The organism is Qipengyuania sp. SM2512, from assembly GCF_054954005.1.
This window is the reverse complement of record NZ_CM143134.1, coordinates 2811673-2833491: the sequence shown is the minus strand read 5'-3', so window position 1 is coordinate 2833491 and position 21819 is coordinate 2811673. Positions and strand designations below refer to the sequence as shown.

Genomic DNA, 21819 nt, shown 5'->3' with positions numbered 1-21819 from the left:
GGCATTGCTTCATCCGAAGCTGATCAACAGGATTATTCCGATTGCGAGCATCATTTTTTGTGAACGGTTTCGCGCTACGATCAGGAGAACGATAAGTCCCCCAAGAAGATAGCCGTAGAGAAATTCCGCAAGCTCATGATAGCCGATTTCGGCTTCGGCCGAGGTCCTGCGTTAGCGACCGTTCTGACGTGCAGCATCCTGAGCAGCCGAAGGCTCTCAGCGCAGACGGGCATCTGCGCATCGACTGATCGCCGTCTCCGGTTTCAACGATTGTGGCTGTCAGGCAGCCGGGGGACGCGGCTTGTAGCGCGGCAAAGACCAGCCGAATGCCAGCGCACCGGCACGCAAGCCAAAGCCCGCGATCAGCGCGAGGACGACCGATAGTTCGCGTGCTGCGCCAAGAGCGTCGAGCCCGACATAGGCGAAGGCGGCGACCACGGCTGCCGTCACGTAGATCTCGTGCGAGAAGATGATCGAGTCCTCCTTGCCGATTACGTCCCGGATGATGCCGCCGAAACAGGCCGTGATCACTCCCATCGTCACGCTGACCAATGCTCCTTCCCCCATGACAATCGCCTTTTCCGCCCCGGCGGTCGCGAAGAGCGCCAGGCCAATCGCGTCTAGCCACAGGATGATCCTGTATCGGGAAGCCGCAAAGTGTGCCGTGAAGAAGACGATCACCGACACGAGGATGCACACTCCGAGGTATTCAGGGTGCTCAAGCCAGAGAACCGGGTGGGCATCGAGCAGGAGGTCGCGGATCGTCCCCCCGCCGATGCCCGTCACGGTGCCCAGAAGGACGAAACCGATTATGTCCATCTGGTTGCGCGATGCGACCAACGCGCCGCTCACCGTGAAGACGATGATCCCCAGCCAATCGAGTATCAGGATGCCGCTTTCGAACATCGGACTACCGTGGTGATGATACTCGGGTCAGGCAAGCGGTCATGCCAAGCGGGTCGTGCTCTGCGTGGGATCGGAGCTGATGTGGTAGCGCACGGGAGCAGTGCGAGGCCGGTTCGAGCTACATTTGGATTGGCCGACGAAATGCCCCTGCTAACGGTGCAGCTACGGCCGATGAAGCGCCTGCCATATAAGCGACGATCTTTCATGCGCCTGCGCAGCCGCGCGTCAGATATAAGCCCGAGATAAAGCCAACATCGACTTTTCCGCACCACCGCTCACAGGTAGGTGGGCGACGATCAGCAAAAGCATCAGTTTGGAGCCAACCGTGACCGCCATTTCCGCACCTGAGCTAGTGCAGCTCTTCGAGGGACGATTCCGGACGAGGCTTGAAATGGAATGGTCGACATGGCGCAACGCCTACGTCGAGCATGCGCGCACGGTGCAGGAGGCGGACAAGGACACGTGGTTGCAACCGCAGTTCCAGCAGACTCTCTGGGACGACACCTCCGTTTCGAGCATCGGCCCCGGTCAGTCGGTCACGCTTGTCAGCGCCTACGATGATGCGGATCTTGCCAGCCTGCTATTTCAAGCGCGCGACACGCTAGATGGTCTACCGCTAGACCGTCGCGGGGCGGAATTGGACGACCTGTACCAAAGTGTGCTCACGCGAGTACACCCGCGCTACACGCCCCGTCGCCCCAAGGCGCGGCTTGCAAGGTTGCTTGCTGCGATGTTCCCGTCGGACATGACTTGCCTGATGGACGCTCCTCGCGTGTGGACGGTCCAGCGCATTCTTGGCGCGCAGCGTCTTGCCGGTGATTTCATGGCTCAGCACCCGGCCATAAAGATGAAGATTCGAGACGCACTTGGTAGTGCTACCGGCCTCACTGGTGAGGTAGAGCAATCCATGTTCGCCTGGTTCCTCTGGGAGGAAATCGCGAATAAGCCTGATGAAGGTGCGGTCGCGATCCCGTCGATCGACCGAAAGGCTAACGCCGTGCCCGCGTTATCGCTGCTTCCCGCGAGTGCCCAGCGGCGCAGTCTCGCGTGCGTCAAGGACAACGTTTCGTTGCTCATGGCCATGATCCGCGAGGCCGAACACGGGATCAGCCGCGAGGACCTGGTAGGCGTGATCTTGGGCGAGGCAACTCAGCTCAACGCCAGTTCAGCCGGCAACATGATCTCGCAGGCGATGGGCGGACTGGGACTGCTTCGACTGGACGGCAGCACCTATCGGCCGACGGAGCGCGGCCAGGAAATGTTGACGGCGTCCGAGCCCGCCCACGTGCTCAGGGGTCCGCTTATCGGTCGCGTCTTCGGAATGGGCCACCTGCTCCGTATGGTCCAACGCGAGCCTGGGAAGCTGCGCCCGATCGACATTTCCACCAAACTGAAGGATCTGGTGCCGACTTGGACGTCGATGCAGCCTGGATCATACATCTTCGCTTGGGCGAAAATAGCCGGTCTAGTTCAGGTCGAGGATGGGGCCGGCGGTGGCCGGATAGCCTTGACGGAAGATGGCGAGGACTATGCCACGGCGCTGCCCGACGATTTCGAGGAGCGCTGGCGCATCGCGCCAACGCAAGAGAGCACCGCAGGGGAACCCGCCGCATCGGGCGGGGCGGAGGCGAAGGCTGCGGCGCCGTCCGTCCCCTATGGCGTCGACGAGATCATTGCCGACGGTTGCTTCATGGCGCGCGACGCGATTTCGAACGCCGTCGATCTCGTTCGACGAAAGAAGAACGTAATCCTTCAAGGGCCACCGGGCACAGGCAAGACCTGGCTTGCCAAGCGTCTCGGTTTCGCCGTGCTTGGGGTCCGCGATCCCGAGCGATTGACCGCTGTGCAGTTTCAGCCATCACTCTCTTATGAAGACTTCGTGCGCGGCTGGCGGCCCGACGGGAACGGCGGGCTGCAGCTCGCTGATGGCGTGTTCCTCGACGCGATCTCTGCCGCTCTCGACGAGCCGGAGCGGCCGTTCGTGCTTGTGATCGAGGAGATCAATCGAGGTAACCCAGCCCAGATTCTTGGCGAGATGCTCACCTTGATCGAGAGCGGTAAGCGCCGCAGTGATGAGGCGCTGCGATTGACCTATCCCCGTTCGGTCGACGAGCGGGTACACGTTCCCGACAACCTCTATATTATCGGCACGATGAACTTGGCGGACCGGTCGCTGGCGCTGATCGATATGGCGCTGCGCCGCCGCTTCGCCTTTGTTTCGCTGTCGCCTCTGCTGAATGAATCGTGGCGCGCTTGGGCGGCGGACCTTGGTTGTCCTCTAGAGATACTCGACTCGATCGCAGAGCGGATGGGCGGCCTGAACGACGTCGTCGCTGCGGATCGCGCGCTTGGCGATCAGTTCCGCGTCGGCCATAGCTTTGTGACTCCGCTCGCGGCGCCGGGGCCCGCTGAGGAGGACTGGCGGCATTGGTTCCAAGAAACCGTTGAGACTGAGATTGGGCCGCTCTTGCGCGAGTATTGGTACGACAGACCCGAAGAGGCGGAAGGTCAGATCGAGAAGCTGCGGGTCGGCTTCTAGGGGATGATGGTCGGCGCGACCGTGTCGGAACCTGGTGCGACGTGGCGTAGCCATGTCGGCATCCCCATCCGAAACCTTTGGATGCTGCTCGTCTACGCCTCCAACCTTGCCGATTTCGGAGAAGCGCTCGACACGGGAGTCGATGACGACACCGAGCTACCCGACCTGCTGGCCCGTCTGCTCGTGGTCGTCGTGGAGCGACGACTCAGACGCAGTTTGTCTAGCGGCTACGTTGATCGGCGAGAGGCGCTCTCCCGCGTCCGCGGCCGCATCGATTGGCTGGAAACGGAGTCTGGCATGCTGCTGAGCCGCGGCAGAGTGATGTGTCGCTACCAGGAGCAGACGCAGGATACCCCGCGCAACAGGCTGGTGAGGGCGGCGCTGGAGCAGATGTCGCGCCACGTTCGCGATGCCCGTGTAGCGTCCGACTGCCGGCGGCTGGCTGGCCAACTTGCGGCGGTAGGTGTCGCAGCAGGTAAACCCTCGCCAGCCGAGACTTCGCGAGACCAGATCGCTCGTCACGATTCCGATGACAGGTTGATGGTGACCGCCGCTCGGCTCGCCTTGGACTTGGTGCTGCCCGGAGAGGCTTCCGGTAACTCCCCCTCGACGAGGTTGCAGAAAGGCGAGGCCTTGCTTCGGGTCATCTTCGAAAAGGCTGTTGCGGGCTTATATCGCCACGAGCTGCACGGCCGCGACGGGTGGCGGATCAATGCCCAGAAGTCGCTCAATTGGCAGGTCGAGCACGCGACCGACGGAATGAGTAACCGCCTTCCCTCTATGGCTGTCGACATTGTGCTGCAACGCGGATCCCGGCGCATCATTGTCGATACGAAGTTCACAAACGCGCTCAAGCCCCGCCGTTATGGAGGTGTCGGCTTCGACAGCGGCCATATCTACCAGCTTTATGCATACCTCCGTTCCCAAGCTGGGGCGGGGGACGATTTGGCGGACGCCGCCGAAGGCGTCCTGCTCTACCCCGCTGTTGATGAAGTGATGGACGAGGCTGTTACCATTCAGGGCCATCGCCTGCGATTCGTCACGGTGGACCTATCGCTTCCATCGACCGAACTCCGGAAGGCTTTGCTCGACGTGGTGCGAGACGGTTGAATACGGTTTAACAACGAGGAGTGTTGCGCGGCTCCTATCGCCCTGATCACCTTAGGATGCTCGCCCATCGCGAGATAGTCGTTGAAACACCACAAAGCGATTAGTTTGGAGCCGTTGTGAACAAGGAAGCAGCACGCACTTGGGTAGGCGCCCTTGTTGCGCATGATGTCTGATGAACACGCGATCGCGGCCCACGGCACGAACCCTTTCGAACGCTTGCTTGAAGGCCCGTCCGTAATTCACAAACATGCGCTTGATCTCGGATCACCGCGTCCGTGGACGCGTTCGCTTCCACGTCCCGGTTGAGGTCAGCGATATCGAAATTGTGTTCGCACCGCGGGGAGGCGAGCGGCGAACATTCGAGGCGCCAGCGAGCGTATGGAAGGTGATGGTCGGGAACTAAGTCGGGGAAATTCTCGGCAAAGAAGCGCGCGGCTTGACGCTACGCGACAGGCTCGACATGGCGCTGTTTCGCCGTCGACTATGCCAACCTGATGGAGCTAAAATGGATGTGAGTTCCTTGGACGACGTTCGATCAAACATCGACCGGCTTGATCGAGAAATCATCAAACTTTTGGCAGAACGTGGCACGTACGTTCATCAGGCCGCTAAATTCAAAACCTCCTCCGCCGATGTGGAAGCCCCGAAGCGAGTTGAACAAGTCATAACCAAAATTCGGGCTATTTCCGAAGAGGCTGGATTAGAGCCCAACGTTGCGGAGGCTGCATATCGCGCAATGATAGCGGCTTTCATCAACGTCGAGCATCAGGCTTTTCAGAAGCACCAGACCGCGACGGAAGCCTAAGACCACTGTGCCTTGGCCCCGGTCAACGCAGCAGACGTTCGAGGAGTGCAGCTGGCAGGCTGCGCGGACGCCTGGTAAGCCAGGACGCAAGGCAATCAACATGAAATTGATTGAGGAGAAGGAGAACGGCTGAAATGCTCACCACCATACTCTGGTATGGAGGCGATGCGGAGGAACCGGAAGAGGTCTAGGAGTGGTATGCGTCCTCAAAGTTCATCAGGCCACGCGGCTACTTCTTCGGCCCCGCGCCTACGGGAAGGGAGTAAGCAGATCTCTCTTCCGGGTAAGTGGGCGATTTCCCTGTCCTGGCGACATGGACAATCGCGATCTCATTGCCTATCCTGTGTTCATGGCTAGTATCATGACCGTCAAGGAGCAGAGGCAGGCAGGCCGCGCAGCGCGCAGGGTAGGCGGTTATATGAAGCTCATCGAGCTCCAGGCTCAGCGCCGAAACTCGCGTGCCGCTCGCGCAACCAATGCCGATGCTGAGCACGATGGAGCCTCTGCGTCCGCGGCAGATCGCTCGAATTCACCTCAGGCTAGCTGATCGTGTCGTTTACGCTGGGCTTCTTCGCCAGCGTCTGCATCCTTCTTCCAGGCCTCGTCGCGGTTGCGGCCTTCAACCAGAAGTCTGGCTTGGCCGGGGTTCGTCGGCCCGAGCAGCCGCTTACATCCGTTCGGACCCTGGTGATTGCGATCTGCCTGTCGCTACTGGTTCACTTCCTAGCCTTCATGCTTGTGGAACTGGCCCTAGCGCTCGCCATCGAATTGGGTTCGATATGGCAAAATGAGACGCTGGAGCCGGTCCTGCGCAATCCGATCACGGGACTGTTCGAACTCGTGAGCAGCGGGCGCGCTCTGGAGGGGCAGACCGCCTTCGCTCTTTGCGCGGTATTTGTGCTGGAGGTTCTTGCGGTGATTGGTTTCGTCTCGCGCGATCCTTTCGACCTGCTTGTCGAGCCACTGGATTTGGGCGGACATGGCTGGTTGTTCCAGCATGTGATCAGACCTGCTGAAAACGGCTATCTCCCGATCGGACACGTTTTCACAACGACGGGAGCTGATGGTTTCGGATTGGCCTATATGGGGCCGATCGTCGATATCAGGCAGGGTTCCGATGGCGGTGTTCTGTCCGTGGCGCTGTCAAGGCCGGAGCGCTTCGTGTACAAGGTAGGAGAGGCTGTACCGCCGGCGGAGCCTTGGCGATTGAACAAGGAGCGGGCGCAGGAGCCACCCAAGTCCTATCAGCATTTTGACAAGGAACTGGTTGGCGGTGTCGTAGCCATCTCCGGCACCCACATTGCCAACTTCAACGTGCACAACGTTTCCAAGGCGCTCATTGAAGAATTTGCGAGCGTGGAGGAGGAAGTCTGATGGCGGACCTGTTCGCCCTCGTTTGTATTGGCGTGTTCTCCTTTGTGGCTCTTGCGAACGTCCTTTATGGCCTTCCTCACCTTATCGCAGTGACCGTTCTGCGTCCGATAGCTACGGGCGTAATCGTCGCCGTAGGCAGCGCGCTGGCTCTCGCTGCTCATTCTGCTGTCAGTGGTTCACCAAGCCTGCTCGCCTATGCGGCGGTGCTAGTAGCATTGCTTCCTTATCCAACCTATTGGCTCGTCAGCCTATGGGCCTGGTCAAAGACCGACGAAGAGGGAAGAGTAGCGTCATGGCGGATCAGGCGGGAAATTGCCGATCGGTACGAAGAGCCGGTTCCGCAGAGGAAACCTTGGTATCCAGGAGTTGTGTACGATCTGGAGAGACTGCGGCGGCGAGACATCTACGAAGCCCCGGCGACCAGTTAGTTCCTACGGATCTACCTGGTGTGAGCCGGCCCGGGCCCGGAGGTCGGATAGCGCAAATGTAGCTTCTTAGACCCTGAATTCAGCGGCCATCGACACCAGATGCGGCTGCTATCCGCCTCACTGGTACACAGGCCGATGTGGTGCAGCCTAAAGTGTATGCTGGAATGTCCGGCGGGAGCTAGGTTCTGGCTATTTCAACCCGTCGAACAAAGGTTGAAGATGAGGGAACGCAGTTCCCTCCAGGGTTTGGGCCAATGTTTGCCAGGTCGAATGCAGGTGGGTCTGATCGGAGCGGGTGAGGGCGGAGAAGTGGAGCCAAACGAGGCAGGTGCGCACGACATCCGCTTCGCATTTCTGGCGCCGGGTGAGTGTCCGCTCATCGACATCGAGCCCGAGCAGATCGCTGCATCCAGCCAGTGAGAGTGGCGGAGCGAAGAGCTTTATTACGTCGCGGTGAGTTCGCCCCCATAGCGAACCGATGCTTCGAAGTTCGAAGAGGTGGTTTACCACCGCTCGGATCCGTAGAAGTGGCACGTCGAAGTGGGTGCCATTGAAAGTGACGAGTTCGTGGCCCGGATGCTTTGCGAGAAGATTATCGATTCCAGACAGGATCTTGGTCTCGTCGCCTTCCCATGAGGTCAGCTTAACATTCTTCCCTCCATGTGCGACCTCAAGACAACTGGCCACGCCTAGGACTGATCGCGACGGATGGTGGAGATCGCGTGAGCTGAGCTGATTGCCACTCGATCGTGGGCGTTCGGGTACTGCCTCGAGGTCGAGTACAAGTAGATCGGGAAAAGAGCTCATGCGAGGTCTCCATGTGGCTGGGGAAGTTGAGGGAATTCCGGCCTGACTTTGGCATCTGACTGGTGGGATCTTGTTGATCGCCAGCGGTTGCCTGGATTGAGCCGTCTGGACTCTGGAGGGCGTTTTCCCCCTACCAAGTGACGAAGGCTACGCCCGCCGTTCTCTGGTTACGTTGATTGGATGCAAAAAGGCGGCAGGACCCCGTCTGCCGCCTCTTTGCTGACAACATGATCAACGATCTTTTAGCGCTTTCGACGGGCTGCCGACGGTCCGCACGGAGGCCAAAGCCCGCTACGCTGCGATCCGCTTCAACATCTGGTCCTGTTCTGCTCTCGCGGCAGCGGCGCCTCCCCAGAAATGCAATTCATCGTCATCTAGGCCGATGATCGCAGAGTCGCTGCTCTTGATGATGCTGACGATGTGGGCATCTGGATCGATCCCGGACAGTTCGACGAAATCGCCGATCCTGTCGTACTCTCGAGCATCGTCCAGCCAGTCTGGACGATGCGCAAAATGCAGGTCACTGTCATCGAGGCAGATGCCCTCGCTGATCTGAACCTGACAGGTCACGAGGCCGCCGCTGTAATACAAGCGAAGATTTCCTGCTTCGGTTTGCAAGGTGAGACCCTCCTCGCCGCAGGTGAGCAGCCTATCGTAAATTTCCTCTGCGAAGAGACCGGCGTTCTCTAGCATGGTAAGCGCGCTCTCTGCGATCAATCCGCTGGCTCCCGCGGTCCTCACCGATTCCGCCCTCATTCCGACGAGCACGCGCCGGTTTGCGTGCTTGGCGTAAAGGCGTGCGGCTTCGCTCGCATCCCGCACTTGGAAGACGTAATTCACAGGTTCGAGGAATTCATCCCAATCGCGAAGGACGACATCGATCGAGTCTTCTGGCACGGTACCGACATGGATCGGGCTTGGTTCCACGGCGATGACGGGATGCGAGTATCCGCTCCACTCTTTAGCCATCGCTTGCTGTGCTACCTGGACGGCACGACCTACCTCCCCGTTTAGGGCAAGGATGGCGCTGGATCGTGCGAACGTATTCTCGACCGTCGCGAGTAGCGCCAGCGCGGCGGTTCGGACACTTTCGCTATCGTTTTGGCGGATGTTCAGATCGCCCCGGAAGGTGAGCCTGACCTTTTTGCTCACCGGCAATGTGATCTCCACCAGCGCTGTGCTTTCGCTCTCGGTGTCGATCGTGACCCGCCTAGAGGTGATCTGCGGGATATCGAGCCGGCGGCTCGCAGCGGCATCGTTGAAGGCAGCTACGAGTAGCTTGCGATCTCGGTTGAGTTTGTAGTTCGTATACATCTATTTTCCTGTCATAAAACCTACTCCCTCTGCCGGCGTCCTCTGCGGCCGCCACTCAAGAAGGGATGATTATCGTTTCGATGATTTCGGTGCGCTTCAGGAGTGCATCCTGGGATCGGCTCGGATGCACCCGGATTGCGCATCGTAAAGCCAGCGCCGGGGATTGTTGAACGAGAAGAGTTGGCGTCCTGATCCATCGAAGTCCGATGCGTATTCCACCTTCCGCTCGGCGAAGATTGGATTCACGAGCAGCCCTTCCAGCGTTTTCCCCACGCGCTCTGAATGATCCTGACTTCCTGATCCGTTAGTCAGCCAGAGATACTGTCCCGACCAATTGGCTTCGGCTGATGTCATGCTTACCTCGGCGACACCGCACTCGTTCATGATGGTCAGGACCTGTCCGCCGCTGAGTTTGATTGTGACGTTTCCTTCGCGCAGAAGCTCGTCGAGAACCTCGTTCGGTTCGAGCTTCGGCCAACGCAGCAGTTCGAGACTGATGTCGTCGATCTCAAGGTCGGCATCGAGAGCTGCAAGTTCTTCTAGCCGGGCTTGGCGGATCTTTTGGATCGCAAGATCCTCCTCGAGCAGATAACCCATATCCTCGTCTTCCTCGGCGAGAATAGAGATTGTCTGGCGACGTAAGTCCGGGGAGGTCATTTCGACATCGACCTCGACCAGCACGTGATCGCAGCCTTCTTGGGGATCCTCGAGGTTGCTCGCGCGTGTCGGCTTGAAGCGAATGCCGGCGAGGCGCACATCCAGTCCGTCTTTGACAGCAATGACAACCGCATCCTTTGCAGCGGTGCGGATATTCTCCGCATGCGTCAGGAGTTCGACTTTGCCTCGATCCAGCGTGATGAGGGCTCTGGCAAAAGAGCGCGCTTCAGCGATGCAAGATTGCTCGCTTTGCAGCACAGCGTCGACATCGCTTGGTCGAAGTGGAACAACCAATTCCGGGCCCACGGGGACCTCAACCAGAAATGCTTCGCCAGACACATGGCGCCGTAACCATGAATGATCGACGCGGATGTGGGCGGCATCCCCTGCGTTCAGTTCAGCGCGTACCGCCGCGATGAACTCGCGATAGCACCTGCGCCTTTCGTGTTTCTTGCGCATTATTGGAACTCTCCTTCCGGACCAGGCGAAGAAACCTTTTTTCCTCTGATGTACCTGTTCCATCATCCATTCTTCATGAAAGCGGGCGGCTTCGCTGCTGCGGCCGCCCCCTTACACTCCCCTGGAATCCTCAACTGGATTCTGGATACAAATTGTTGAGAGCCCGTTAAATGGCCGCTATGTCAGCGCCTGAGCTGTTTGCTGGCGATCGTTCCCGGCGCATTCCTCCGGCTCTAAAAATCGCGAATGGAGAACGCCGGCGAATGCTTTGTTGCGACTTTTGAAGTTGCTTTTGTGGCAGAGACATCCGTCGCACGAGATCCGCGCCGCGATCGACCTCATCAAACGCAATGCAGACGCATTTCGTCATCTGTGGATTAGGAAGATCAGCTTAGACGCAGAGCGGAATCGCCGCGAAGAGTTGATCAGTATACTTCAGAGCTGGACGCTGGCAGTGCGGGGACCTCGGCATCCACACCAGACAAGGGAATACGTCTGCGCGCTTGCATCGTTCGTCGATCCGACCTTCCGCCAGGCGTACAGTTGCAGCGCCACCGACATCGTGAAGACGCTGTATTCTGTCCACTCCCTGCTCGAGCAACGCGTCGATGAGCACATGCAATGGGTGCGGGGCTGGTTCAAAAAGAGCTCCGGCATTGCCATGATCGATGCCTTCGTTGCGACGGCTTCCACGGAACATGCCGAATGGATCCGTAAGGAGGCTCTGCCCCATCGCTATGATCGCGAGCGCCTCAAGGACTTCTTCCTGGATCTAGCCCAGGATCGCTACCGGGCGATTTTCACCTTCCAGCTTGAAGATCTCCCATTCGAACTTGCACCGCAGGATCGCGCGCAGGTGGCGCAGCTTTTTGATAATCTCGCCATGGGGTTTGGCGACCTCACCGATTCCGATCTTGCGCATTTCCATCTCGCCAATCCGGTGAGGCTGAAACCTTTGGTACGCCTTCCTGATGGCCAATACTTCTGCTGCAATCCTCAGAGCGTGATCACTTCCGTGGCAGAGATCTTTCAATCTATCTGCGAAAAGAGCGCTTCAACTAAGAAGCGCTCGGAAAAGTTTCGTGGCTACTCGGTTTGGAGGTCGAGCGCTGTCACTACCTCAGCCGACGCGGTGATCTCGAGCGCGATATCGAATATACAGCCGACGAACTGGACCTGTTGGCAGACTATCTCGAACATCAGTTCAACGTGGGGCCTAACCCAGGTGTCGAGCGATGGATCTACGGCAAGTCGTTCAAGATATCGGCAGCTTATGGTCTGCTTGATGTCCAGACCGCTCCCAACTTCCAAATCAAACGAACCAGGTACTGGGGGGAATTGCTTGAGACTCTGGAACGGCTCAAGCCCCCCGGCTGGACCAGGTTCGGCCACCGCCTTTTGAACACCGGATACGAGGGCCAGAAGCGGTTCGAAAAGCTCATCCGTGAAGGCGAAAAGCAGGTGAAAAGGGCAGACGACCACTTCTTCACCAGCGCCATCACATCAATCATCGAGGGGAGAAGAAACACTATCGCGGTCTGCGTGGGGCCGCGGGTTGGCACAGAGCAATTCGAATCAAACCTTCAGCATGCAGTCGCTAGTGCTGCCGACCAGGGGCAAGTCAGCGATCTCTTGCTGGTGTATAGGTATTGGCCGCGCTCAGGCGAACCCTATGATTACATAGGCACTTTTCATCATGCGGTCCTTTAGCCATTCTAAACGAAACCCTGGGTCGGCGGGTTCGGTCTTTCTGCTAGCAGGCCCGCAGTCGGTCGCGGGATGGCCTGCAACTCCGGATCCCATACCTGCAGTTCCTGGGCCAGGGTGACGCAAGTCGCGAGTGCCTGTCCCTTTTCAAGGCGCTCCACGAACACGGGCGTGGAACAGGGAAGTCCCCGCTCGATAAAGGATCGCTGGACCGACTTCGCGTTGGAGCCCGCGAGGCTCAAATCACGCCGCAGAGCTCCATCTTTGCTGCTCCATGAGATCCGGGTTTCAAACACGGGTTCTTCTCCTATTTGGATTTGGGTTTTATTATGACGGCCTGGCTGAGGAATGCTGCCGCGTTTCCACGGGAGTATGGAGGGGTGGGAATGACTTCTGCCGGCGAATATGCGTATGGGACGCACTATGCCGGATGAAGAAACCGACGCTGATCAGCTAGCCTCAAGTGTGGGCGCATGCATCGTGGGACATCGTGAACGTGCCAATCTCGAGGGAGCAACGCTTGCTCGGGCTGCAGGCATGGCACCTGCCTACCTGTGGAGGGTCGAGCAGGGCAGAACGCTTCCGAGCCTGCGGAATCTTGCTCGATTAGCGAAGGCGCTCGGCGTGTCCCTTTCTGTGTTGCTTGAGGAAGCTGATATCTCGCCGGTCAACATGGATAACCGGCCTTATGACCGCGGTTGACTTCATGGTTTCAATTCGCGGCGCGGACCTTCTATCCTGCGGAACCCATCCGGCAATACTACCACCGCCTTGTAGAGCTGACCTTCGTGAGTAATCCGAAGATCGCCTCCTGCTCGGCGGAGGATGGAAGAGACAAGGGCTGCTCCCGCACCGCGACGGGCATTACTTTGTCTAGGCGTTTCGTTGACCACTTCCAGGGATACGCTCGTAGCCAACCGGCGAAGATGGATGGCGATCTTGCCTGACGTCGGTTCGCCATGTTTTGTGGCGTTGATGAGGAGTTCGTAAGCGACTTGGAGCAGAGCGTCGAGCGTACCCGGATGAACGACGACCTCTTCCAGTACGAGCCGAACGTTCCGATCGCCGAGACTGCTTCTACCCATGACGAAGGCCTCGCACAGTTCGCGCAGCGCCTTGCTCGCGTTGTTGCCTTCGGATGGAGGCTGGACGAGCAGCCGGTTGAGTCTCGCGTGCCCCTCGATGCGGACGATCGCCTCGTCAATCATCGGCGCGTCGCAATCGAGGCGTGCCTTAGTCAGGCGCAGCGCTGCCAGAGTAGCAGCGAGCTCGTTCGCGGTCCTGTGACGCTCCTCATCCACCAGCAGCCTTGCGGAATTTTCGTAGCGGCTTCGCGCCCTACCCGTGAAGCCATTCATTTGGGCCACCTCCGATATACTAAATAGTATATTCTTGAAGTAATGTCAACCGGGGATCACGCGCTCTTAAATGCGCGAAGCTTGGCCAGCAATTGCCGGGTATCGCGTCTGATCGCTGCGGACAGTTTGTCGATCTCGTCGAGCTCTGTTGAGCGGGATCTGATTGGCGGCAGTTTGTCTGATGCCAGTAGGTCTCGGATCCGCTTTTCGAGTTTGGTGCTGAGAGGAACCAATCCTGCGGAGACCTTGCTGTAGTGCGCCTGCGAAATATCAAGCCGCCGGGCAATTGCCTCCTGCGTCAACCCAGCCTCTCTGCGGGTGCGCTCCATTTCTGACAGGATTGTAGGGCTTGCGGGTCGAATCATGATGCTCTAAAATGCATATATGCATAATCAAATGCCCATTGGCCAGCGAGTTCTCCATCTTCATCAAGGTGAATTCGTCGCCCTGGATCTACCGCCACCTGCTCGGCGCCTTACGCGAACTGGTCTTGCATGGGGTGATGCATGCGCAATGAAGTCACCCGCGTTCTGGGCTGCGCAGTCTTGGATGTGGGAGTTGGAGGAGCCGGACCATTTCCGTTTGGGCAAATCCCTCGAGGAAGAGCTCATGGCCTGTCTGTTGGGAGGCTATGGGATCCCCTCGGAAGTGGGGCTGGCCGCTTACGAAGTGGTGCGCGAAGCATGGCATCGCCGACCCTCTGATGTGCTAAGCGAGAAAAGCCTCGAGGCCCTTCTTTCGGAACCGCTTCTCGTTGTTGGCCGCAGCGTTCGATATCGTTTTCCGGCGCAGAAGGCGCGCTACTTGTCTGCGGCGCTTGCCGGTCTTTCCTCGCTTGATCGATCCCTTCCCGACGTGGCCTTTCGCGATTGTCTTTGCCGTCTCAGAGGTGTCGGCCCTAAAACGGCATCCTGGATTGTTCGCAACTGGCGCGGAAGTGACGAGGTCGCCATCCTCGACGTGCATATCTTGAGGGCCGGTAGATCGCTTGGTCTGTTCGCTGAGGATCTGGAGGTGGAGCGGCATTATGCGCAGATCGAAAGAAGATTCGTCGATTTTGCCAAGGATCTTGGTGTGAGGGCATCCATCCTCGATTCTGTGATTTGGATGGCGATGCGGCAGGAGAACCGTGCGAGCCGGAAAAGGACCAATTCCCGCGCAACTGCACAATTGGAAATGGCACTGGTGTAGCTGAGTGCTCGCTGTCGTTTTGCGAATGATTCCAACGGTTCGACTTCGGCGACGAAGTTTGTTGCCACATCCTTTCCGAGCCCTCATTGTATCCTGACTACAATCTGGGAGCATTTTATGAGCGGTAGCGGGGGCGACGGATTTGGCGGCGGCGGCGGCGGAAGTGGTGGCGGCATAGCTGGCGCCGGAGGTGGCGAAGGGAAGGGGGACGACGAGGATCCCTGCGACATCACAGAGACGGCGCCGCTCAACAGCCCGCAGCCCGCCGTGGTTGCTACTTTGGCTGTCGGTAGTCGCCTGACGGTCGCATTAGTGACGGGAGGGGCTCGTCCGACCCTGCAGGTCAATGCGCCGGCGGGAACCGCCGGCTCGCTAACCCACCGTGGTGCCTTGGCGATCGCCAACTGTATCCGGGCCGGCAATGTTTATGAGGCCGAGGTTCTGACCATCTCCGGCGGGCAGGTGCTTCTTCGGATTGAGCGGGTATGACGACGATAGCCGGGGGCATCTACGTCGAGAGATGTGTGGAGCCCTACTGGAACGAAGTTTTCGGCTCTGCCGGCCGTGCAGCGATGGCGCTTGCCGACCAGGTGCCGGATGTGCGTCTGTGCGCATTCAGGCCACCAGACCTCGCTGTTGATCTGGACAATCTTGCCTTCATCTCGGGTGCCAGCCTCGAAGGCCCAGAGCGGGGCACTCCCGTGTCCTTCGATTACATGCATTCGTTGGCCGACCCGAAGATAAGCCCGCGCCCAGATGCGATCCCTAATCTTGGATCGCTTGATGTCGAGGACGACATTGTGTTGCGCTTTGGCATGCTGGAAGGGGACGCAAAGGTTCGTGCTCGCAAGGCCGTATACGACCCGCAGTCTGCCTTCGACCCCCGACCATTCACAGAAAACGGCTCTCAAGCGGAGCAGTTGGCCCTCGTGGTAAACCGCTTTGAAGGTCACCGCCTGACGGGGAAAAACGATCCGGATGAAATAGTGACCCGTCTCATGCTCGACCATGCGGCGGATGTCGTCGTCCTGAAGATGGGAGGACGGGGTGCGCTCGTGGCCTGGGCTGATCACCGGTGCACCATCCCAGCCTATCGCAGCGACCGCGTCTGGAAGCTTGGATCGGGCGACGTTTTCTCTGCGGCCTTCCTTAAGTTCTGGGCTGCCGATGAGCTCTCTCCGGATGTTGCGGCGGACCTCTCTTCAAGGGCGGTCAGTCGTTATGTCTCTACGCGATCCCTTCCCATCCCGACGCGAGCGAAACTTGAGGCGGTAGCCTTCGAGCCGGTGGTCCCGGGAAACGGCAAGGTTTACCTTGCGGCACCGTTCTTCAATCTCGGTGAGATCTGGATGGTCGAGGAGGCGCGAAAGTGCCTCTCGGGTATGGGCGTGAAAGTTTTTTCGCCCCTACACGACGTGGGGCGTGGTCCCGCTGAGGAGGTCGCTGAGGCGGACCTGGCCGGATTGGATGCATGCGATGTGGTGCTGGCTATCCTGAATGGAGGTGACGCGGGCACGATCTTCGAGGTCGGTTATGGCACCGCGAGGAGCAAGCCCGTCGTGGCTCTTGCCCAGAACGTGAAGCCTGAGGACCTCAAGATGCCCGCAGGAGCGGGGTGCACCGTGGTCGACGACTTCGTTTCTGCGATTTACCACGCCGTCTGGAAACTCAAGTGAAGGGTCTGCTCCTGTCAGGAGGGATGGATTCAATCGCGCTTGCGGCTTGGAAGCGCCCGGAACTCGCTTTTACCATCGATTATGGCCAGCGCGCGGCCGCGACGGAGGTGGCGGTGTCGCGGCAGGTATGCGCGCAGTTGGGGATCGATCATGAAGTGGTTTGCGTCGATTGTTCGGCACTAGGCACTGGCGACATGTCATCTGTCGCGGCCGCGGACTGTGCACCCGCGTCCGACTGGTGGCCGTTTCGCAACCAGCTTCTGGTGACCCTGGCGGGCATGCGATGCGTGGTCCTTGGGGTGTCCGAGTTGATGCTGGGTACAGTGGCCACGGATGGGATCCATGCGGACGGAACCGGGCCATTCTTCGCCGCGCTCAACCAGTTGCTATTGATGCAGGAGGGCGCATTGCGGGTTTCCGCTCCTGCCCTTGAGTTTACTTCGGCGGAGCTGATCCGGCGTTCGGGGGTAGAAGCAGCGGTCCTCGCTTGGGCGCATTCATGTCATACGGGGTCGCTCGCGTGCGGAACCTGCCGAGGCTGCGTGAAGCACATCGAGGTGACGAGGGAACTGGGTGTCCAACCCTATTGACCAAGAGCCCCGACCGCTGCTTGTCGGAACACCGGTCCTGCCGGACTGGCCCACCGCGCCCGTAATCCAACGGTTCCGAGTCCCTCAGCATGTTCCAGAAATCGGCTTCTTCGAAGCTCTGTATGGGCGCCGGTCGGGAAGAGAGGGAGCTATGGATGAGGATGCCTTGAGCGCCATCCTCTATCACTCGATGCGCTTACGGGAACGAAGGCATGATGGTCGGTTCGGGGTTTGGGAAAGCCGTTCGGCTCCGTCTGCCGGTGGCATACACGGCTTGCGTCCCCTCGTGGTTCCGAGTGACGAGCATTCGCCTGCTGGCTTGTACGATCCTGACATACATGGACTGATCGAACTCGGTGGGGATGCTGCGCTGCGCGGTTCTGCTCGATCTCGACGCCAAGCCATGGGCGTCTCCTCGCAAAACTACTTCATCCAGTTCGTCGCCGATTCCGATCTCTATTCTTCGCGTTATGAAAACTCTCGTTCCCTGATCCTGCGCGATGTAGGAGCTCTGATCGGGATCATGGGCTTGGTAGCTGCTGCATTCGATCTGTCCTGCTGTCCTTTAGGGCACCTCGGCAAAGACGTGGTTGCGGCGTCTGGCCTTCCCGCTCGGTATGAGGGGGCTGGCGGGATCATGATCTGAGTGCTCTGGTTATGCGACCATCATAGGTGGCGGGCGATCCGCCTGGTAGTCGACACAGCGCGAAATTGCCGGAACGCGGGCCTTGGACAGGTAAGGTCCAAAGTCGCATTTCTAGGTAGCAGCCGCTGAGCATCGCGTAGCTGCATTTGGGCGGATAGCCGAAGTCCCCCTGTGGACTAGGAATGCCTGGTCAGGACCACCTAATCGGCTGCGAACAACTCGAGAAACTTCCGTGTCAGCGGGTTCTTGTCGATCTCCGCCACCTGTAGCCGGTTGCCCCAATGGAGTCCGTCCGTGTTTCCCAATACCACCCGTGTCAGATCCTTCTCCGGCACCTTGAGAAGAAAACCCGCATTGGCGTCCGGCCACCAGCCACCGTGCCAGACCAGCTTCTGCCCGCGCCATTCCTGCACCCACCAGCCGTAAGCATAGGCAGCTGGCTTCCCGTCCGCGTTTAGCGGCTGCGTCCACATCTCCCAGAGCTTGGCGCAAGCTTCATCGCCGAACGGGTAGCGCAGTTCGAGGCAGAGGGCTCACCGCAGGCGGTTGCACTGTGGGATCGGGTGGCGCGAAGCTACGGTCAGCTCGGCGCCTGTTCACAACCGCCAGATTGAACTTTCCTACATGGAACAAAATGTGAACATATCGAGCCTCCATCGACTCGGAAGGTTACCATGCTCGTTCTCGATCCGGCCGCGCTTGCGGCTCTCGCTGCCGTCATCACGGCCTGCTCAGCGCTCATCTGGTCCATCCGGCGCAAGCCATGAGCTCGAAGCGTCTCGACACTATCTCGGATTACACGAGGCACGGTTATATCCTGCGGGTAGATTGCAGAGCCTGCAAGCGCTTGGCCATTATCGATCCGCTCAAGATCACGTTGCTGTGTCAGCAGCGCCAGTGGTCGAAACAGATTGCTGCGGTCCAGGGGAGGTTGCGCTGCTCGAAATGCGGTAGCCGTGACGTGCGGGTGGGGCCGGGGTTCGGGTCTTGAGCGTCATCATTGCGGCTTACCGACCGTTCACCATTTCGCGGTAGCTCTGAGAGGATGCGAAGCTATGCCCTTGCCGCCCTTGTGATCCTTTCGGCCCCGGCGACTGCGCAAGATGTTGCCGGAACCGCTCGGGTGGTCGACGGGGACTCCCTAGTGATCGCCGAGGCGCGAGTGCGATTGGCGGGCATTGATGCCCCTGAGCTTGATCAGAATTGCACCCGCGATGGTCAAGAATGGGCATGCGGCGAAGCCGCCGCAGCTCAATTGCGCTCGCTAGCCGAAGGCAAAATGGTGACTTGCTTCGGGCAAGGCAACGATGCTCATGGTCGCCTGCTGGCGATCTGCCATGCGAACGGTCTCGAGCTGGGCGCAACGATGGTGGAGTATGGCTGGGCGACCGCTTATCGCAGTTATAGCAGCGCGTACATCGGACACGAGCATCGCGCAAAGTCGGCAGGGCAGGGCATCTGGCGATCGGAGTTCATTCTGCCAGAGTATCATCGACTTGCGAAAACTGAGCTCGCAGCGCCTGCAGCCTCGCAAGAACGGTCGGCTTCTCGGCAGAGGCGGTCAGAGCCTGAGGATCAGGCTCACCACGGTTGTAGGATCAAAGGGAACCGGAGCCGTCGCGGCGACTGGATCTACCATCTCCCGGGCATGCAATATTACGAGGACACCCGGGCCGAAGAGATGTTTTGCTCCGAGGCAGCGGCGAGAGCGGCAGGGTATCGGCGGTCGAAGGTCTGATGATGGGCCGACAGCAGAATGTCGGCTCATCTGCTAAGAAGGGGCAAAGCCGCCCTCGCGATATACCCGAGATTAGGTTGCGTTCGGCCTGCACCGAATCTGCACAACTTCCACACCGCTTTCAAGCGGCTCGAATAGCAGTGAGACAACACCAGTCTGCCATTTCTCTATCGATCAGATGGAGAAGGCATATGTCTCGAAATGTCGGAATACCCCGCAAGGCCCGCGCGAGTTTCCTCGGAAAGCTCGTCATTGGAGCGGCCCTGCTCGCATTATCCGATCTGTTCTTTATTGGTTACGGGGGCGGGTCGGTCATCGGGGTGTTCGCGATGGTCTGGTTGGTCGCCTTGGTCATGCTACGGCCCGCAATCCGGAAGGCTCGTGGCGGTCGGCTGGCTATCTCGCTAGCAGCCGGTTTCGGCCTGATCCTGATAGTCGACCCGAGTTTCCTCGGCACGATCCTGTTCCTCGCTGCCATCGGCAGCGCCACCCTTCTTCCTCGGCACATTTTCGACGATGCGGGACGTTGGCTAGCGCGGCTTGCGGCGCTGGCGGTCAAAGGACCGCTCAGGGCGCCGCTGGAACTCTACCGGATTGCGAACCTGTCTGGCCAAGGCAGAACCTCCGCCAAGAATGTCGTTGCACACATCGCGCTGCCTTTGTTTGGCGGAAGCATCTTTCTTGCGCTGTTCGCAAGCGCCAATCCCGTACTCGGCGGTGCGCTGGGTGCGATCCGGCTGCCCGGTTTCGGCACGCTGGTCCCGCACGCGATATTGTGGGTATTCACGCTCTCGCTGGTGTGGCCGACCTTCCGCCCCCGCGCCATGCGCTTATCGGGCGATCGACAAGCAATCTTGGCTCATTTGCCTGATCCACCGGTCGTAACCATGCTTCTCACGCTCGCGACTTTCAATGTCGTCTTTGCCGTGGAAAATGTTCTCGATATCGCATTCCTGTGGAACGGCGCTGCGCTGCCGGAGGGGGTAACTCTCGCGGACTATGCCCACCGCGGAGCTTACACACTGATTGCCACCGCCCTTCTCGCCGGACTGTTCGTCCTTGTGGCGCTGCGACCCGGCTCCGCTGCCGCGCGCCATCCTCTGGTGCGCAGGTTGTTGCTGGTCTGGGTCGGGCAGAACATAATGCTCGTCGCTTCGAGCGTGCTGCGCCTGTTCGACTATATTGATGCCTATTCGCTCACCGTGCTGCGAATATCGGCGCTGGCCTGGATGGCTCTCGTGGGCATCGGCCTCATGCTCGTGTTCTGGCGCTTGCTTGCCGAACGGTCGGCTGCTTGGCTGATCAACGCCAACTCGCTGGCTGCGGCGATCGTGCTGACGGCTGCGAGTATCGTCGATCTCGGCGCGGTCGCAGCAGCATGGAACGTCTCTCACCTGCGCGATCCGGCGCGGCTCGATCTGTGCTATCTCGATCGACAGGGCAGCTCTGCGCTGATCCCGCTGATAAAACTTCGGGACGCTCCCCTCGATCAAGAGATGCGGGATCGAGCGGTCTATCTGAGTGCCGTCGCATACCGGGAACTGAAGGTGAGCCAAGCCGACTGGCAGAGCTGGACCGCGCGGAACGCGCGTAGGCTCGCACAGGCTGAGCGCATGCTTGTCGCTGACGAACGCAAGCCAAAGCGTGCTCCTCACGGAAGAGACTGCGGCGGCAGAATTCTCGCTCCACCGGCATCTGCGGTTCCGACCGAAGCTCCCCTGGCAGATGCGCCGATTTTTGCCGAACCTGCGCAGGGTGCGTCCGTACCATTGACGCCGGGAGAAATCCGGTGATCTTGTGCCCCATGCCGCGCACGATACTTGTCGTCGACGACGATCCCCATATCCGCCAGCTGCTCGTCTTCGCGCTGGGCAAGGCCGGGCTCGACACGATCGAGGCTGGGGACGGCGAGGAGGCCGTGACCCTGATCGGAGAACGTATCCCCGATCTGGTTATCCTCGACATCAACATGCCTCGCATGGACGGGCTGGAGGTGTGCCGGCGAGTGCGGGCCACCAGCGGCGTTCCGATCCTGTTCCTTTCCTCGCGCGACGACGAGATCGATCGCGTACTCGGCATAGAGCTCGGCGGCGACGATTACGTGGTGAAGCCGTTCTCGCCGCGCGAGGTCGTTGCGCGCACCCAGGCCATCCTGCGGCGTGCCGCAGCCAAGGCGCCCGATGTCCAGGGTTGCGGCGGGCGGATCGCGCACAATTGCCTCACACTCGATCTCGAAGGCTGGCGCGCGCTGTGGGACGGACAGGACGTGCCGCTGACCGTCACCGAATTCACGACGCTGCGGACACTCGCATCCTGGCCGGGCAAGGTTTTCGGGCGCGATGCCATCATCGATCGCCTCCACGGCCCCGGCTTTGCAGTGACCGACCGCACGATCGACAGCCATATCCGCAATCTGCGGGCCAAGTTCGCGGCCGTGGGGGCGGACACGCTGATCGAGACGCGGCCGGGGATCGGCTACGCGCTCGGGTCTTGCGAGCGTAGCGGAAGCTGACG

At 59.6% G+C, this 21819-nt stretch carries 24 protein-coding genes and 1 pseudogene; 16 read left to right on the top strand and 9 right to left on the bottom strand.

Going from position 1 to position 21819, the window contains the following annotated elements; genetic code table 11:
* Positions 1 to 279: 279 nt before the first annotated feature.
* Complete coding sequence (locus tag ACQ5J0_RS14080) at positions 280 to 906, bottom strand: trimeric intracellular cation channel family protein (RefSeq protein WP_462568199.1); 627 nt, start codon at positions 904 to 906, stop codon at positions 280 to 282.
* Between the two features lie 325 nt (positions 907 to 1231).
* On the opposite strand from ACQ5J0_RS14080, the gene ACQ5J0_RS14075 reads away from it, so the two are divergent.
* Entirely contained in the window at positions 1232 to 3445 is a 2214-nt protein-coding gene (locus tag ACQ5J0_RS14075; protein ID WP_462568198.1) for an McrB family protein, read from the top strand.
* An 81-nt stretch (positions 3446 to 3526) separates the two neighbouring features.
* The gene (mcrC, locus tag ACQ5J0_RS14070) at positions 3527 to 4555 is read left to right on the top strand and encodes a 5-methylcytosine-specific restriction endonuclease system specificity protein McrC (RefSeq protein ID WP_462568196.1); all 1029 of its coding nucleotides are present in this window, start codon (positions 3527 to 3529) and stop codon (positions 4553 to 4555) included.
* 20 nt (positions 4556 to 4575) lie between these two features.
* On the opposite strand, the pseudogene ACQ5J0_RS14065 reads toward mcrC, so the two are convergent.
* Positions 4576 to 4798 (bottom strand): annotated as a pseudogene (locus ACQ5J0_RS14065) (5-aminolevulinate synthase); the annotation flags it as partial.
* 193 nt (positions 4799 to 4991) lie between these two features.
* Here ACQ5J0_RS14065 and ACQ5J0_RS14060 point away from each other — a divergent pair.
* The 3 genes from ACQ5J0_RS14060 to ACQ5J0_RS14050 all read left to right on the top strand — a co-directional run bounded on the left by ACQ5J0_RS14060 (position 4992) and on the right by ACQ5J0_RS14050 (position 7162).
* Complete coding sequence (locus ACQ5J0_RS14060) at positions 4992 to 5360, top strand: chorismate mutase (protein WP_462568194.1); 369 nt, start codon at positions 4992 to 4994, stop codon at positions 5358 to 5360.
* A 549-nt stretch (positions 5361 to 5909) separates the two neighbouring features.
* A complete protein-coding gene (locus ACQ5J0_RS14055) occupies positions 5910 to 6734 on the top strand; it encodes a hypothetical protein (protein WP_462568193.1) in 825 nt (274 codons plus the stop codon).
* Positions 6734 to 7162, top strand: coding sequence for a hypothetical protein (locus tag ACQ5J0_RS14050; protein WP_462568192.1), 429 nt, complete (start codon positions 6734 to 6736; stop codon positions 7160 to 7162). Before ACQ5J0_RS14055 ends, ACQ5J0_RS14050 begins: the two co-directional genes overlap by 1 nt.
* A 189-nt stretch (positions 7163 to 7351) precedes the next feature.
* Here the strand turns inward: ACQ5J0_RS14050 and ACQ5J0_RS14045 are convergent, their stop codons facing one another.
* The 4 genes from ACQ5J0_RS14045 to ACQ5J0_RS14030 form a co-directional block, all read right to left on the bottom strand.
* A complete protein-coding gene (locus ACQ5J0_RS14045; protein WP_462568190.1) occupies positions 7352 to 7969 on the bottom strand; it encodes a 3'-5' exonuclease family protein in 618 nt (205 codons plus the stop codon).
* A 291-nt stretch (positions 7970 to 8260) separates the two neighbouring features.
* Positions 8261 to 9283, bottom strand: coding sequence for a hypothetical protein (locus tag ACQ5J0_RS14040; protein ID WP_462568189.1), 1023 nt, complete (start codon positions 9281 to 9283; stop codon positions 8261 to 8263).
* 96 nt (positions 9284 to 9379) lie between these two features.
* Entirely contained in the window at positions 9380 to 10399 is a 1020-nt protein-coding gene (locus ACQ5J0_RS14035; RefSeq protein WP_462568188.1) for a hypothetical protein, read from the bottom strand.
* Between the two features lie 772 nt (positions 10400 to 11171).
* Complete coding sequence (locus tag ACQ5J0_RS14030; RefSeq protein WP_462568187.1) at positions 11172 to 11327, bottom strand: hypothetical protein; 156 nt, start codon at positions 11325 to 11327, stop codon at positions 11172 to 11174.
* Positions 11328 to 11494: 167 nt separating this feature from the next.
* Between ACQ5J0_RS14030 and ACQ5J0_RS14025 the strand changes: the two genes are divergently transcribed.
* Positions 11495 to 12109: a hypothetical protein gene (locus ACQ5J0_RS14025; protein WP_462568186.1), complete on the top strand. Its 615-nt coding sequence runs from the start codon at positions 11495 to 11497 to the stop codon at positions 12107 to 12109.
* A 420-nt stretch (positions 12110 to 12529) separates the two neighbouring features.
* Positions 12530 to 12808, top strand: coding sequence for a helix-turn-helix domain-containing protein (locus tag ACQ5J0_RS14020; RefSeq protein ID WP_462568184.1), 279 nt, complete (start codon positions 12530 to 12532; stop codon positions 12806 to 12808).
* A 2-nt stretch (positions 12809 to 12810) separates the two neighbouring features.
* Here the strand turns inward: ACQ5J0_RS14020 and ACQ5J0_RS14015 are convergent, their stop codons facing one another.
* Together ACQ5J0_RS14015 and ACQ5J0_RS14010 are read right to left on the bottom strand one after the other, a co-directional pair.
* The gene (locus tag ACQ5J0_RS14015) at positions 12811 to 13464 is read right to left on the bottom strand and encodes a hypothetical protein (RefSeq protein ID WP_462568183.1); all 654 of its coding nucleotides are present in this window, start codon (positions 13462 to 13464) and stop codon (positions 12811 to 12813) included.
* 56 nt (positions 13465 to 13520) lie between these two features.
* Positions 13521 to 13793, bottom strand: a complete 273-nt coding sequence (locus tag ACQ5J0_RS14010; RefSeq protein ID WP_462568181.1) for a helix-turn-helix domain-containing protein — start codon at positions 13791 to 13793, stop codon at positions 13521 to 13523.
* A gap of 184 nt (positions 13794 to 13977) precedes the next feature.
* On the opposite strand from ACQ5J0_RS14010, the gene ACQ5J0_RS14005 reads away from it, so the two are divergent.
* The 5 genes from ACQ5J0_RS14005 (at position 13978) to ACQ5J0_RS13985 (ending at position 17567) form a co-directional block, all read left to right on the top strand.
* Complete coding sequence (locus ACQ5J0_RS14005; RefSeq protein ID WP_462568179.1) at positions 13978 to 14655, top strand: 8-oxoguanine DNA glycosylase; 678 nt, start codon at positions 13978 to 13980, stop codon at positions 14653 to 14655.
* A gap of 117 nt (positions 14656 to 14772) precedes the next feature.
* Entirely contained in the window at positions 14773 to 15144 is a 372-nt protein-coding gene (locus ACQ5J0_RS14000) for a hypothetical protein (RefSeq protein WP_462568177.1), read from the top strand.
* Positions 15141 to 16331: a PfkB family carbohydrate kinase gene (locus tag ACQ5J0_RS13995; protein WP_462568176.1), complete on the top strand. Its 1191-nt coding sequence runs from the start codon at positions 15141 to 15143 to the stop codon at positions 16329 to 16331. The genes ACQ5J0_RS14000 and ACQ5J0_RS13995 overlap by 4 nt, the downstream gene beginning before the upstream one ends.
* Before the next feature lie 23 nt (positions 16332 to 16354).
* Complete coding sequence (locus tag ACQ5J0_RS13990; RefSeq protein ID WP_462568175.1) at positions 16355 to 16921, top strand: 7-cyano-7-deazaguanine synthase; 567 nt, start codon at positions 16355 to 16357, stop codon at positions 16919 to 16921.
* A 151-nt stretch (positions 16922 to 17072) separates the two neighbouring features.
* Entirely contained in the window at positions 17073 to 17567 is a 495-nt protein-coding gene (locus ACQ5J0_RS13985; RefSeq protein ID WP_462568173.1) for a nitroreductase family protein, read from the top strand.
* Positions 17568 to 17767: 200 nt separating this feature from the next.
* Here the strand turns inward: ACQ5J0_RS13985 and ACQ5J0_RS13980 are convergent, their stop codons facing one another.
* Positions 17768 to 18040, bottom strand: a complete 273-nt coding sequence (locus ACQ5J0_RS13980; protein WP_462568172.1) for a hypothetical protein — start codon at positions 18038 to 18040, stop codon at positions 17768 to 17770.
* Between ACQ5J0_RS13980 and ACQ5J0_RS13975 the strand changes: the two genes are divergently transcribed.
* From ACQ5J0_RS13975 to ACQ5J0_RS13960, 4 genes are all read left to right on the top strand, one after another.
* Positions 18029 to 18181 carry a DUF6961 family protein gene (locus tag ACQ5J0_RS13975; RefSeq protein ID WP_462570127.1) on the top strand — a complete coding sequence of 51 codons (153 nt, stop codon included), beginning with the start codon at positions 18029 to 18031 and terminating at the stop codon, positions 18179 to 18181. The two genes, ACQ5J0_RS13980 and ACQ5J0_RS13975, sit on opposite strands and share 12 nt — an antisense overlap.
* A gap of 530 nt (positions 18182 to 18711) precedes the next feature.
* Positions 18712 to 19305, top strand: a complete 594-nt coding sequence (locus ACQ5J0_RS13970; RefSeq protein WP_462568170.1) for a thermonuclease family protein — start codon at positions 18712 to 18714, stop codon at positions 19303 to 19305.
* Positions 19306 to 19496: 191 nt separating this feature from the next.
* Entirely contained in the window at positions 19497 to 21098 is a 1602-nt protein-coding gene (locus tag ACQ5J0_RS13965) for a DUF4153 domain-containing protein (RefSeq protein WP_462568168.1), read from the top strand.
* Between the two features lie 11 nt (positions 21099 to 21109).
* Positions 21110 to 21817 carry a response regulator transcription factor gene (locus tag ACQ5J0_RS13960; RefSeq protein ID WP_462568166.1) on the top strand — a complete coding sequence of 236 codons (708 nt, stop codon included), beginning with the start codon at positions 21110 to 21112 and terminating at the stop codon, positions 21815 to 21817.
* Positions 21818 to 21819 lie beyond the last annotated feature (2 nt).

Bases quoted from the DNA above. Each gene is read 5' to 3' on its own strand.
- ACQ5J0_RS13960 (WP_462568166.1), top strand. From the start codon at position 21,110: ATGCCGCGCACGATACTTGTCGTCGACGACGATCCCCATATCCGCCAG.
- ACQ5J0_RS14040 (WP_462568189.1), bottom strand. From the start codon at position 9,283: ATGTATACGAACTACAAACTCAACCGAGATCGCAAGCTACTCGTAGCT.
- ACQ5J0_RS13990 (WP_462568175.1), top strand. From the start codon at position 16,355: ATGGATTCAATCGCGCTTGCGGCTTGGAAGCGCCCGGAACTCGCTTTT.
- ACQ5J0_RS14045 (WP_462568190.1), bottom strand. From the start codon at position 7,969: ATGAGCTCTTTTCCCGATCTACTTGTACTCGACCTCGAGGCAGTACCC.
- ACQ5J0_RS14005 (WP_462568179.1), top strand. From the start codon at position 13,978: ATGAAGTCACCCGCGTTCTGGGCTGCGCAGTCTTGGATGTGGGAGTTG.
- ACQ5J0_RS13985 (WP_462568173.1), top strand. From the start codon at position 17,073: ATGGATGAGGATGCCTTGAGCGCCATCCTCTATCACTCGATGCGCTTA.
- ACQ5J0_RS14000 (WP_462568177.1), top strand. From the start codon at position 14,773: ATGAGCGGTAGCGGGGGCGACGGATTTGGCGGCGGCGGCGGCGGAAGT.
- ACQ5J0_RS14050 (WP_462568192.1), top strand. From the start codon at position 6,734: ATGGCGGACCTGTTCGCCCTCGTTTGTATTGGCGTGTTCTCCTTTGTG.
- ACQ5J0_RS14020 (WP_462568184.1), top strand. From the start codon at position 12,530: ATGCCGGATGAAGAAACCGACGCTGATCAGCTAGCCTCAAGTGTGGGC.
- ACQ5J0_RS14010 (WP_462568181.1), bottom strand. From the start codon at position 13,793: ATGGAGCGCACCCGCAGAGAGGCTGGGTTGACGCAGGAGGCAATTGCC.
- ACQ5J0_RS13980 (WP_462568172.1), bottom strand. From the start codon at position 18,040: ATGTGGACGCAGCCGCTAAACGCGGACGGGAAGCCAGCTGCCTATGCT.
- ACQ5J0_RS14030 (WP_462568187.1), bottom strand. From the start codon at position 11,327: ATGGAAATGCGCAAGATCGGAATCGGTGAGGTCGCCAAACCCCATGGC.
- ACQ5J0_RS14080 (WP_462568199.1), bottom strand. From the start codon at position 906: ATGTTCGAAAGCGGCATCCTGATACTCGATTGGCTGGGGATCATCGTC.
- ACQ5J0_RS14035 (WP_462568188.1), bottom strand. From the start codon at position 10,399: ATGCGCAAGAAACACGAAAGGCGCAGGTGCTATCGCGAGTTCATCGCG.
- ACQ5J0_RS14015 (WP_462568183.1), bottom strand. From the start codon at position 13,464: ATGAATGGCTTCACGGGTAGGGCGCGAAGCCGCTACGAAAATTCCGCA.
- ACQ5J0_RS13965 (WP_462568168.1), top strand. From the start codon at position 19,497: ATGTCTCGAAATGTCGGAATACCCCGCAAGGCCCGCGCGAGTTTCCTC.
- mcrC (WP_462568196.1), top strand. From the start codon at position 3,527: ATGCTGCTCGTCTACGCCTCCAACCTTGCCGATTTCGGAGAAGCGCTC.
- ACQ5J0_RS13995 (WP_462568176.1), top strand. From the start codon at position 15,141: ATGACGACGATAGCCGGGGGCATCTACGTCGAGAGATGTGTGGAGCCC.